The organism is Gryllotalpicola kribbensis (genome assembly GCF_039538245.1).
Taxonomy (GTDB): Bacteria; Actinomycetota; Actinomycetes; order Actinomycetales; family Microbacteriaceae; genus Gryllotalpicola; species Gryllotalpicola kribbensis.
Genome location: NZ_BAABBX010000015.1, coordinates 528,433 through 539,907, shown reverse-complemented (window position 1 = coordinate 539,907; position 11,475 = coordinate 528,433). Strand labels below are relative to the sequence as shown.

Sequence of the window (11,475 nt, the reverse complement as noted above, 5' to 3'; positions counted from 1 at the left end):
CGACCACACCTTCGACAAGGAGAGTCACCAGCACATGACCGACGTCCTCGAGACTGCACAGACCGCACGCCCGGACAGCGCCGAGAGCTGGTGGCGGCAGGCCGCCGTCTACCAGATCTACCCTCGGTCGTTCGCCGACAGCAACGGCGACGGCATCGGCGATCTGCCCGGCATCACCTCGCGCGTGCCCTATCTGAAGCAGCTGGGGGTCGACGCCGTGTGGCTCAGCCCCTTCTATCCGTCCGAGCTCGCCGATGGCGGCTACGACGTGGCGGACTACCGCGACGTCGACCCGCGCCTCGGCACGCTCGAGGACTTCGACCGGATGTCTGAGGAGCTGCACCGCGCAGGCATCCGACTCATCGTCGACATCGTCCCCAATCACACGTCCGATCGGCACGTGTGGTTCCAAGAGGCGCTCGCCTCGCCGAAGGGCTCGGCGGCGCGTGCGCGCTACATCTTCCGCGACGGGAAGGGCGAGAACGGCGAGCTGCCGCCCTCGGACTGGACCTCGGCCTTCGGCGGCCCGGCGTGGCACCCCGTCGGCGACGGCCAGTGGTACTTCCACTTCTTCGCCACCGAGCAGCCCGACCTCAACTGGGACAACCCCGAGGTGCGCGAGGACTTCCTCACGACCCTGCGGTTCTGGTCAGACCGCGGCGTCGACGGGTTCCGCATCGACGTCGCCCACGGCCTCGCCAAGAAGCTGCCGGACGAGCTTCCGAGCCAGGCCGAGCTCGACGCGCTGCCGAAGGACGGCGACCACCCGCTGTGGGACCGCGACGACGTGCACGACATCTATGCCGAGTGGCGCCGGGTGTTCAACGAGTACACCCCCGCCCGCACGGCGGTCGCAGAGGCGTGGGTGGCGGCCGACCGCCGGGCGCGGTACGCGAGCCCGGAGGGGCTCGGCCAGGCCTTCAACTTCGACCTGCTCGAGGCCGACTTCGACGCGGCGCAGTTCCGGAACATCATCGCGTTCAACCTCGAGCTGGCCCGCGAGTCGGGCTCGTCGACGACCTGGGTGCTGTCGAACCACGACGTCGTGCGGCACGCGACGCGCTACGGGCTGCCGCCGCGCGGCGACTCGACGGTGAAGCAGGGTGCCGCGTGGCTGCTCTCGGGCGGTGCAGAGCCCGAGGTCGACCGCGAGCTCGGCCTGCGCCGCGCCCGCGCGGCGACCCTGCTCGAGCTCGCCCTGCCGGGCTCCGCCTACCTCTATCAGGGCGAGGAGCTCGGCCTTCCCGAGGTGGCCGACATTCCCGCCGCCGATCGACAGGACCCCGCCTTCTTCCGCAACCCGGGTGTCGACATCGGGCGAGACGGATGCCGCGTGCCGCTGCCCTGGGCCGCGGGCGGCGCCTCGTTCGGCTTCGGCGCGGCCGGCGCGCACCTGCCGCAGCCGGCGTGGTTCGCCGACTACTCGGTCGAGGCAGAGGAGGCCGACGCGGATTCCACGCTGAATCTCTACCGACGCGCGCTCGAATTGCGCAGCGAACTCGAGACAGAGGAGAGGCTGGAGTGGATCGAGACCGGTCGGGGGGACGTGCTCGCGTTCCGCCGGCCGAACGGCTGGATCAGCATCACCAACTTCGGCAGCGCGGCCGTTGCGCTTCCGGAGGGCGAGGTGCTGCTGAGCAGCGGGGCGCTCGATGGCGAAGCACTGCCGCCGGCCGTGACGGCCTGGCTGCGCGCGTGACACGAGGAGAAGCTGTGAGCATCAAGATCATCCACGTCGGGCTCGGGGGCTGGGGCGGCAACTGGGCGGTCAACGCCATCCCCGCGGTCGCCGAGGTCGAGGTGGCGGCCGTCGCCGACCCCAACCCCGCGACCCTGAAGTCGGTGCGCACGAAGCTCGGCCTGCCCGAGGCGCAGGCGTTCCCGAGCCTGACCGCGGCGCTCGAGGCGGTCGACGCCGAAGCGGTCGTCATCACCGCGCCCGCCGTGACGCACGTGCCACTCGCGCTCGAGGCGCTCGAGGCGGGCAAGCACGTGCTCGTCGAGAAGCCGTTCGCGAACACGGCGGAAGAGGCGGCGACCGCGGCGCGCCGGGCCGAAGAGCTGGGGCTCGTGCTGCAGGTGAGCCAGAACTACCGCAACTACCCCGCGCCGCGGGCGGTGCAGCGGATGCTTCAGGAGAACGCGATCGGCGAGCTGGCCGCCATCAGCATCGACTTCCGGAAGTGGGACAACGACCTCGCCTTCGAGGAGCACCCGCACTACAGGTTCCCGCACCCGATGATCAACGACATGGCGATCCACCACTTCGATCTGCTGCGCAAGATCACGGGCGAGGAGGCCGTGCGGGTCTACACGAAGGTCAAGGACCCCTCCTACAGCAAGTACCTCGAAGAGGCATCCGCCGTCATCACGATCGAGCTCGCGAGCGGGCTCGTCGTCAGCTATCGCGGCAGCTGGGTGAGCCGTGGCGCGCCGACCGCGTGGGCGGGCGACTGGCACATCGCGGGCGAGAGCGGCGAGATCTACTTCACGAGCCGCGGCGGCCCCGACGACGACCCCGGCGCCGCCGACGTCGTCACGCTGCGCCGCCCGGGCGGCGAGGCCGAGCCCGTCGAGCTCGCGCCGCAGGACCTGTTCGGCCGCGCGGCCGGCCTGCGGCTGTTCGCCGATGCGATCGTGAACGGCACCACGCCCGAGACAGTCGGCACGGCCAATCTCGGCAGCCTGGCGCTCATGGAGGCGGCGGCGCGGTCGGCGGCATCCGGCCGCGTCGAAGACGTGCGCCTGCCCTGAGCAACGCAGATCTGCGAAAGGACCACTTCAGAATGAGCGAATCCCCCATCCGCGTTCTCGTCTGGAACGAGAACCTGCACGAGACCTCGGGCGACGCCGAGGTGCTCGAGCACTACCCCGCCGGCATCCACACGGTCATCGCCGACAGCCTGCGCGCCCAGCTGGGCGACGCCGTGGCCGTGCGCACCGCGACGCTGCAGGAGCCCGAGCACGGGCTCACCGACGAGGTGCTCGCCGAGACCGATGTGCTGCTGTGGTGGGGCCACATGGGCCACGAGCAGGTCGCCGACGAGATCGTCGAGCGGGTGCACCGCAGGGTGCTCGCCGGCATGGGCATCCTCGTGCTGCACTCGGGCCACTACTCGAAGATCTTCAAGCGGCTCATGGGCACCACCTGCTCGCTCAAGTGGCGCAACGATGGCGAGCGCGAGCTGGTGTGGACCATCGCGCCCGAGCACGAGATCGCCGAGGGGGTGCCGAGCCCGATCGTGATTCCCGAGCACGAGATGTACGGCGAGTACTTCGACATTCCGACCCCCGACGAGACGATCTTCCTGTCGACGTTCGCGGGCGGCGAGGTGTTTCGGTCGGGCGTGACCTATCGGCGGGGGCTCGGGCGCGTGTTCTACTTCTCGCCCGGCGATCAGGCGTTCCCGATCTATCACCACCCCGACGTTCAGCGGGTGCTCGCGAACGGCGTGCGCTGGGCGCGGCCGCGACACGAGCCCCGCGAGCTGACAGCCGACTACCACGCGACGGGGTGGTTCGCGGGCTGAGCTGCGGAACGCGCGCGGCTCACTCGACGAGCCGCTGCAGCGCGGCGGCCCGCTGATCCTGCCCGATGGCCCGGAAGGCCGGGATCGCGTACTCGGCGAGAAGCTCGGCCCCCTCCTGCGCGCTGCCGTCGGCGAGCAGCAGGCGGCCGAGCGCTTCGGCCGCCGTGGCGACCACGGGCTTCTCGTCGATCGCGAGCGCGAAGTTGAGGGACGCCGCGATGAACTCGAAGTCGCCGGGCTCGCCCATCGCGCTCAGCTCTTCGCCGACCTCGAGCAGCGCGAGCCCGACGTTCCGCAAGACGCCCTGGTAGTCCCCGGCCATCCCGACCCTGATCGTGCGCTCGTCCTCGTCGCCGGCCACGATGCGCAGCAGCCACAGGCCGTTCTCGCCGATGGTGAGCGTCGCCGCGAACGGCGCCTCGACGTCGACGCGGAACAGCAGGCTGTGATCTGCGGCGGTCGTCAGCACCCAGGTCGGCGCCTCGCTGCCCGCGGCGTCGGCGACGGCCGCGAGTTCGAGGTATTCGCGCTCAAAGGGCATGTGGAGAGTATGCGACTCCGCGTCGGCGAGTCGGGCGCTGCCCGCGGGAAGCTCGTGCTCGCCGTCGAGTAGGAATAACCACTGGTCAGGTCAAGTTGAGCCAAGTAGACTCAACTTTGAGAGGCGGGCGCCGCGAGGCATCCGTCACCACAGAAATCCCAGACCAGAAGGACGAACCGCACAACATGGCCAACATGCAGGGCGTGCCGCCGACGACCGACGAGGGGAAGAGCGCCCTCGAGCAGTTCGGCATCAACCTCACCGAGATCGCGCGCCAGGGCAAGCTCGACCCGGTGATCGGGCGTGACTCCGAGATCCGGCGCATCAGCCAGGTCCTGACGCGGCGCACCAAGAACAACCCCGTGCTCATCGGCGAGCCCGGCGTCGGCAAGACCGCCGTCGTCGAGGGGCTCGCGCAGCGCATCGTCGCGGGCGACGTCGCCGACTCGCTGAAGGGCAAGGAGCTCGTCGCGCTCGACATCTCCGCCCTCGTGGCCGGCGCGATGTACCGCGGCCAGTTCGAGGAGCGGCTCAAGGCCGTCCTCAAAGAGATCAACGAGTCCGACGGCAAGATCATCACCTTCATCGACGAGCTGCACACGCTGATGGGCGCGGGCGGCGGCGAGGGCTCGGTCGCTGCGGCGAACATGCTGAAGCCGATGCTCGCGCGCGGCGAGCTGCGCCTGATCGGCGCGACCACGCTCAACGAGTACCGCGAGTACATCGAGAAGGATGCCGCGCTCGAGCGCCGCTTCCAGCAGGTGTATGTCGGCGAGCCGACGGTGGAAGACACCATCGCAATCCTGCGCGGCCTGAAGGAGCGCTACGAGGCGCACCACCGCGTCGCCATCGCCGACTCGGCGCTCGTCGCCGCGGCCGTGCTGTCGAACCGCTACATCACGAGCCGCCAGCTGCCCGACAAGGCGATCGACCTGATCGACGAGGCGGCGTCGCGCCTGAAGATGGAGATCGACTCCTCCCCCGTCGAGATCGACGAGCTGAAGCGCGCCGTCGACCGGCTCAAGATCGAAGAGCTCGCCCTCAAGAAGGAGAAGGACGACGCATCCCGCGAGCGCCTCGCCAAGCTGCGCGAGGACATGCGCGAGCGCCAGGCGCAGCTCGACGAGCTGCAGGCCCGGTGGGACGCCGAGAAGGCGTCGCTGCACTCCGTCGGCGACCTCAAGACCCAGCTCAACGAGGCCCGCATCGAGCTCGACCGGGCGATGCGCGAGGGCGACTATCAGAAGGCGTCGAAGCTCAACTACGAGACCATTCCGGGCATCGAGAAGGCGCTCGGCGCCGCGGAGAGCGGCGAGGGCGCGGCATCCGGCCCCCGCATGGTCAACGAGCAGGTGACCGACGAGGACATCGCAGCCGTCGTCGCCCAGTGGACCGGCATTCCCGTCGACCGGCTCACCCAGGGTGAGACCGAGAAGCTCATCAACCTCGAGCACGAGCTGCACCGTCGGCTCATCGGCCAGCAGGCCGCGGTCTCGGCCGTGGCCGACGCGGTGCGCCGCTCGCGCTCGGGCATCAGCGACCCGAACCGGCCGACCGGCTCGTTCCTCTTCCTGGGCCCCACCGGCGTCGGCAAGACCGAGCTCGCGAAGGCGCTCGCCGAGTTCCTGTTCGACGACGAGAAGGCCATGGTCCGCATCGACATGAGCGAGTACGGCGAGAAGTTCTCGGTCTCGCGGCTCGTCGGTGCTCCCCCGGGCTACGTCGGCTACGAGCAGGGCGGCCAGCTGACCGAGGCCGTGCGGCGGCGCCCGTACTCGGTGATCCTGCTCGACGAGGTCGAGAAGGCGCACCCCGAGGTGTTCGACGTGCTGCTGCAGGTGCTCGACGACGGCCGTCTGACCGACGGCCAGGGCCGCACCGTCGACTTCCGCAACACGATCCTGGTGCTCACGTCGAACCTGGGCTCGCAGTTCTTGACGGATGCCGCGCTGTCGGCCGCCGACAAGAGGGCCGCCGTTCTCGAGATGGTCCGCCAGGCGTTCAAGCCCGAGTTCATCAACCGCCTCGACGACATCGTCATCTTCGATGCGCTGACCGCAGAGCAGCTCGGCGAGATCGTCTCGCTCTACGTCGACCGCCTGCAGAAGCGGCTGCAGGAGCGCCGACTCGATGTCGGGGTGACGCCGGATGCCCGCGCCTGGCTCGCTGAGCGCGGGTACGACCCCGTGTACGGCGCCCGCCCGCTGCGCCGCCTGATGCAGCACGAGATCGACGACAAGCTCGCGACCGCGCTGCTGAAGGGCGAGATCAAGGACGGCGACGTGGTCCGGGTCGACGTGGCGGACGACGGCGAGGGTCTCGTGGTGAGCGCCGGCGAGAGCCTGCCGCCGCTCGACCTCGACGTGCAGGCCGAGACGATCTAGGCCAGAACCTTTACGAGCACTGAGCGGATGCCGCCGACTCCCTGAACCGGGGTCGGCGGCATCCGCCTGTTCGGGAGGATGAGGCATGGACACCAACGACCGTCGTCTCATCGACGATCTCGCACAGGAAATCAGCAAGGCACAGCCGGTCACCAAGGACCCGGAAGCGGCCCAGGTGATCGCCCAGCGCATCGCGGCGCAGCCCGATGCGGTCTACTTGCTCACGCAGGCGGTCCTTCTTCAGCAGGAGGGGCTGCGGCAGGCCCAGGTGCAGATCCAGCAGCTGCAGGCGCAGCAGCGTCAGCAGCAGAGCCGCGGCGGCGGGTTGTTCTCGGGGCTGTTCGGCGGCGGGTACCAGCAGCCGCAGTACGCGCCCCCGCAGTACGCGCAGCAGGCCCCGTTCGCCCAGCGGGGCAGCTCGAGCTTCCTCGCGCAGGCCGCGTCGAGCGCCGTCGGAATCGCGGGCGGCCTGTTCCTCTTCGAGGGCATCTCGAACCTGTTCGGCGGCGACGGCTTCGGCGGCGGCCAAGACCAGGCCTTCGAGCAGGGCTATGACCAGGGCTTCGACAACGGCTTCGATCAGGGCCAGGGCGACCAGGGGCAGGCCGACGCCGGCCAGGGCTTCGACGACAACAACTTCGACCAGGCCGGCTGGGACGGCGGCGACTTCGGCGGCGGCGACTGGGGCGTCTGAACCTGTTCCCGTTCCGGACAGATGCACCCCGCGCTGCGGGCGGAATCGTCCGGAACGGGAACGAGTTGGCGCGGCCGGAGCTCAGGTCTAGCGGCCGGCCGCGTAGCCCTGCGCACCGCGCGGGTTCGCCGCCGCCCAGAGCGTGCCCGTCGCGGCATCCCGACCCACCGCGGAGAGGCGGCCGAGCGACCAGTCGCCGGGCACGGTCACGCGGTGGCCGCGCGCCTCGAGCTCCGCGATGACGGATGCCCCGACCCGGCCCTCGACGATGAGGCCGGCCGGCTCCCACACCCGCGGCCAGAAGCTCGACAGGTGGCTCGTCGTGTGGAACGTGGGGGCGTCGATGGCCTGCTGGCCGCTCCACCCGCCGACGATGATGCGCAGCAGCGCCGGCAGCTGCCACTGGTCCTGCTGGTCGCCGCCGGGCGTGCCCAGCGTGAACAGCGGCGCGCCATCGGGGCCGGAGACGAGCGTTGCCGACAGCGTCGTGCGCGGCCGCGCCCCCGGCTGCAGCGCACTCGGCGACGTCTCGTCGAGCCACGACATCTGCAGGCGTGTGCCGAGGCAGAATCCCAGCTCGGGAATGGCCGGCGACGACTGCAGCCAGCCGCCCGACGGCGTCACGGTGACGATGTTGCCCTGCGCGTCGATGACGTCGAGGTGGCACGTGTCCCCACGGGTCTGGCCCGACGTGTCCGTCGTGAGCTCGCCGTCGACGCCGGGCGCGACGCCGGGTCCGGCTCCGGGCTCGGCCTCGAGCGCGGCATCCTCGACCTCTTCGGCGACCTCGATGTCATCGACGAGCCCGGTCTTGCCCGACCCCGTCTCGCCCAGCGAGGCGAGATCGATGGGAGTGCGGCCGTCGGGCGACCCCGGGCGCAGCTCTGCGCTGGCCGTCTCGCCGATCAGGGCGGCGCGCTCTTCGGCGTAGGAATCCGACAGCAGCGTCGCCAGCGGCACGTCGACGAATGCCGGGTCGCCGTACCAGGCGTCGCGATCTGCGAGCGCGAGCTTCTCGGCCTCGGCGATGACGTGGATGCCGAACGCCGTCGACGGGTCGAGGTGCTCGTCGGTGAGCCCGTGCAGGCGCCCGTATGCCTCGAGGATCGCGAGCGTCTGCAGCAGCACCGGCCCCTGCCCCCACGGGCCCGTCTTCGCGATCGTGTGGCCGCGGAACGAGTACGTCACCGGCTCCTCGTCGCCGGGGCGGAAGTCGGCGAGGTCGGCGGCCTCGAGCACGCCCGCGTGGTCGCGCCCGTCGCTGTGGCGATGCGGCCTCGCGGCGAAGGCCTCCATCGCCTGGGCGACGAAGCCCGTCTTCCAGGCGGCGCGCGCCGCCTCGATGCGGTCGACGCGGGTGCCGTCGTCCGGGCCGGCGGCGAGCAGGCGCAGCAGCACCTGGGCGTAGGCCGGGTTCGTGATGATCTGCCCGGGCCGCGGGGCGTTGCCCTCGGCATCCAGCCACAGCGCGGCCGACGAGGTCCAGTGCGAGCGGAAGAGGGGCGCGATGCGCTCGATCGTCGTGACGACAGCGGGGGCGACCGGATGCCCGTCTGCGGCGTACCCGATGGCGTAGGCGAGCACGTCGCTGAGCTCCCAGGTGCCGTGCTCGGCGAGCAGCCACAGCCAGGCATCCACCGCCCCCGGCACGGCGGCGGCCAGCGCACCGGCGCCCGGGACGTCGGCGAGACCCTCGACGTCGCGGTAGTGCTCGATGGTCGCGCGGCGGGGCGCGGGGCCCTGCCCCATGAAGACGCGGACGGCCGAGGCATCCGCCCCGCCGGCGGCGTCGTCGGCCGCCCCGTCGCTCGCCCCGTCACCTGAACCGGCCATCGCGAACAGGCCCGTCAGATCCCCGCCGGGGCCGTTCAGATGCGGCTCGACGACGTGCAGCACGAAGCCGGCGGCGACGGCCGCGTCGACGGCGTTCCCGCCGCGCTCGAGCACCGACTGGGCCGTCGCAGTGGCGAGCCAGTGTGTCGAGGCGGCCATGCCGAAGCTGCCGCGCAGGGTGGGACGGGTCGTGAACGCGTCGGGCGTGCTGAAGGCCATGCCCTCACGCTAGCGTCCGGGCACGGCGCACGCTCCGCGGCGAGGGAATCCCTCGCCGAGCCGGCATCGCGGGTCGTTTCGGCGCGCGGTAGGGCCGTGAGACGACCGAAGGTGCGGGAATGTGCCTTGGGAGTGACATCGTGGGTCGTCTCGGGGCGCGGTAGGGCCGTGAGACGACCGGGGGTGCGGGAATGCGTCTCGGGAGCGACATCCTGGGTCGTCTCGCGGGGGCGGCGCGGCTACGCGCCGATGAACCGCCGCCGACCCGCCAGGTAGCCGAAACCGGCGAGCACGACGAGTGTGATCAGCAGGGCGACGAGCGCCGGGCGCCAGCTGCCGGTCACGTCGTGCAGCCCACCGGCGGCGATGGGGCCGGCGGCCGCGAGCAGGTAGCCGACCGACTGCGCCATGCCCGACAGCGACGCGGCTTGCGAGTGGTGCCGGGTGCGCAGCCCGAAGAACGACAGGGCCAGCACGATGCTCGCACCGCCGGCGAGCCCGATGAGGCTGGCCCAGATCTCCGAGTGCTGCGGCGCGATCAGCACGCCGAGCGTCGCGAGTGCGAACACGAGCGGGGCGCCGACAGCGAGCAGGCGCTGGTCGCGGAAGCGCGGGATCAGCGTCGAGCAGATGATGCTGCCGGCGATGCCGAATGCGTTGAGCAGGAGCTGGTGGATGCCGGCGATGCCGGCGCTCACGCCGGCCGAGGCCTCGATCGAGGGCAGCCAGGTGATGAACACGTAGAAGCCGACGGACTGCAGGCCCATGAAGACGGTGACCTGCCAACCGATGGCGGTGCGCCACGGCGACGGTCCCGTGGCCGGCGCGTGGTCGTGCGGGTGGCTGAGCTCGTCGAGGCTCAGATCGTCCTCTGCGGGTGCGACGACGGTGTGCCGGCGCAGCTGCGGGGCCAGCACGCCGAGCGCGACGAGCGCGAGCCCCGCCCACATCGCCATGGGCAGGCGCCAGCCGGCCGAGGTGAGCGTGGCGACGGGCACGGCGACGCCGGCGGCCACCGCGGCGAAGATCGACTGCACGGCCGAATAGCTTCCGGTCACCTGCCCGATGCGCTCTGGGAAGTCGCGCTTCACGAGCGCTGGCAGGCTCACGTTGAGCACGGCGATCGCGACGCCGAGCGCGGCGGTGCCGACCCAGAGCAGCCCGGGGCCGGGAAGCGAGCGCACGACGAGCCCGATCGCGAGCAGGCCGAGCGCCGCGGCCATCGAGGCCTCGAGCCCGAGGCGGCGCGTGAGCCCCGGCACGAACGGCGAGACGACGGCGAACGCGAGCAGCGGCAGGCTGATGAGGGCGGATGCCGCGGGCGAGGACAACCCGAGCCGGTGCTGCAGCTCGTCGAGCACCGGCCCGACGGTGGTGATCCCGGCGCGCAGGTTGCCCGCGACGAGAAGCAGCCCGGCGAGCACGAGCGCGGGGCTGAGCGCTCGGCGCGCGGTGATGCGGGCAGGGGTGTACTGGTCAGTCGTCATGCGTGGTTCTTTCAGGCCCGGGCCGGGCCGTCGGTGTGGTCGTGGTCGTCGCGCAACGTCACTCCGGTGCGCTCGTTGGCGAGGCGCACCAGCCGCTCGGCCGCCGCGCTCGCCGCCTCGGGGTCGCCCGCGAGCACGGCGTCGACGAGTTCGCGATGCGCGTCGTCGATCGGTGCGAGGGCGCGAACGGTCGCCTCAAGGTCGAGCGCCGGGTCGTCGAGGTCGAGCAGCGCGTCCTCGTTGCCGCCGATGCCGCGGTACAGCTCTGCCAGAAGCTCGTTGCCCGAGGCATCCATCAGCACCTCATGGAAGCGCATGTCGGCCGCGACGTACGCGGGACCGTCGGCCGCCTGTGCGCGCGCGTCGAGCGCGGCGCTCAGTGCGCGTCGCTGTTGCACGGTGGCGCGGCGGGCGGCGAGCCGCGCGGCTTCGCGCTCGAGGATGAGGCGCACCTCAGCCGTGTCGCTTGCGGCTTCCCGCTCGATGCGCCGGGCGAGCGCAGGGGCGAGGTCGCTCGTCGCGACGACGACCGTGCCGTAGCCGGCCTTCGCGCGCAGCAGTCCCGCGTGCACGAGCGAGCGCAGCGCCTCGCGCACGCTGTTGCGGCTCACCCCGAGTTCCTCGGTCAGCTGGTGCTCGGTCGGCAGGCGCGAGCCGACCTCGAACTCGCCGTCGGCGATGCGCTGCCGCAGCTGCTCGGCGACCTGCTCGGCGAGCGGAACGTGGGGTGCGAGACGGGGCATGCATCGATTGTCCCACAAAATAGCCAAATGTAGGACAAACGCGG

9 protein-coding genes are annotated in these 11,475 nt (G+C 71.3%); 5 read left to right on the top strand and 4 right to left on the bottom strand.

Translation table 11 applies throughout. The features are described from left to right. Positions 1–34 precede the first annotated feature (34 nt). From ABD716_RS11990 to ABD716_RS11980, 3 genes are read left to right on the top strand one after another with little or no spacing between them, the layout of a single operon-like run. Complete coding sequence (locus tag ABD716_RS11990; RefSeq protein WP_344777140.1) at positions 35–1,699, top strand: glycoside hydrolase family 13 protein; 1,665 nt, start codon at positions 35–37, stop codon at positions 1,697–1,699. Positions 1,700–1,713: 14 nt separating this feature from the next. After that, entirely contained in the window at positions 1,714–2,754 is a 1,041-nt protein-coding gene (locus ABD716_RS11985) for a Gfo/Idh/MocA family protein (protein WP_344777138.1), read from the top strand. A 32-nt stretch (positions 2,755–2,786) separates the two neighbouring features. Next, positions 2,787–3,530: a ThuA domain-containing protein gene (locus ABD716_RS11980; protein WP_344777136.1), complete on the top strand. Its 744-nt coding sequence runs from the start codon at positions 2,787–2,789 to the stop codon at positions 3,528–3,530. Between the two features lie 19 nt (positions 3,531–3,549). Here the strand turns inward: ABD716_RS11980 and ABD716_RS11975 are convergent, their stop codons facing one another. Further along, a complete protein-coding gene (locus ABD716_RS11975; RefSeq protein WP_344777134.1) occupies positions 3,550–4,071 on the bottom strand; it encodes a hypothetical protein in 522 nt (173 codons plus the stop codon). A 185-nt stretch (positions 4,072–4,256) separates the two neighbouring features. On the opposite strand from ABD716_RS11975, the gene ABD716_RS11970 reads away from it, so the two are divergent. Beyond that, on the top strand, positions 4,257–6,455 hold the full coding sequence (locus tag ABD716_RS11970) for an ATP-dependent Clp protease ATP-binding subunit (RefSeq protein ID WP_344777132.1): 2,199 nt from the start codon (positions 4,257–4,259) through the stop codon (positions 6,453–6,455). A gap of 85 nt (positions 6,456–6,540) precedes the next feature. Then, positions 6,541–7,149: a DUF2076 domain-containing protein gene (locus tag ABD716_RS11965; RefSeq protein ID WP_344777130.1), complete on the top strand. Its 609-nt coding sequence runs from the start codon at positions 6,541–6,543 to the stop codon at positions 7,147–7,149. Between the two features lie 87 nt (positions 7,150–7,236). Here ABD716_RS11965 and ABD716_RS11960 read toward each other — a convergent pair whose 3' ends face one another. The 3 genes from ABD716_RS11960 to ABD716_RS11950 form a co-directional block, all read right to left on the bottom strand. Next, positions 7,237–9,201, bottom strand: a complete 1,965-nt coding sequence (locus ABD716_RS11960; RefSeq protein ID WP_344777128.1) for a gamma-glutamyltransferase family protein — start codon at positions 9,199–9,201, stop codon at positions 7,237–7,239. A 239-nt stretch (positions 9,202–9,440) separates the two neighbouring features. Continuing rightward, positions 9,441–10,688, bottom strand: coding sequence for a CynX/NimT family MFS transporter (locus tag ABD716_RS11955; RefSeq protein WP_344777126.1), 1,248 nt, complete (start codon positions 10,686–10,688; stop codon positions 9,441–9,443). 11 nt (positions 10,689–10,699) lie between these two features. Further along, a complete protein-coding gene (locus tag ABD716_RS11950; RefSeq protein WP_344777124.1) occupies positions 10,700–11,431 on the bottom strand; it encodes a FadR/GntR family transcriptional regulator in 732 nt (243 codons plus the stop codon). Positions 11,432–11,475: the final 44 nt, after the last annotated feature.

Coding starts and splice junctions, on each gene's coding strand:
- ABD716_RS11965 (WP_344777130.1), top strand. CDS start 6,541: ATGGACACCAACGACCGTCGTCTCATCGACGATCTCGCACAGGAAATC.
- ABD716_RS11955 (WP_344777126.1), bottom strand. CDS start 10,688: ATGACGACTGACCAGTACACCCCTGCCCGCATCACCGCGCGCCGAGCG.
- ABD716_RS11990 (WP_344777140.1), top strand. CDS start 35: ATGACCGACGTCCTCGAGACTGCACAGACCGCACGCCCGGACAGCGCC.
- ABD716_RS11975 (WP_344777134.1), bottom strand. CDS start 4,071: ATGCCCTTTGAGCGCGAATACCTCGAACTCGCGGCCGTCGCCGACGCC.
- ABD716_RS11980 (WP_344777136.1), top strand. CDS start 2,787: ATGAGCGAATCCCCCATCCGCGTTCTCGTCTGGAACGAGAACCTGCAC.
- ABD716_RS11960 (WP_344777128.1), bottom strand. CDS start 9,201: ATGGCCTTCAGCACGCCCGACGCGTTCACGACCCGTCCCACCCTGCGC.
- ABD716_RS11950 (WP_344777124.1), bottom strand. CDS start 11,431: ATGCCCCGTCTCGCACCCCACGTTCCGCTCGCCGAGCAGGTCGCCGAG.
- ABD716_RS11970 (WP_344777132.1), top strand. CDS start 4,257: ATGGCCAACATGCAGGGCGTGCCGCCGACGACCGACGAGGGGAAGAGC.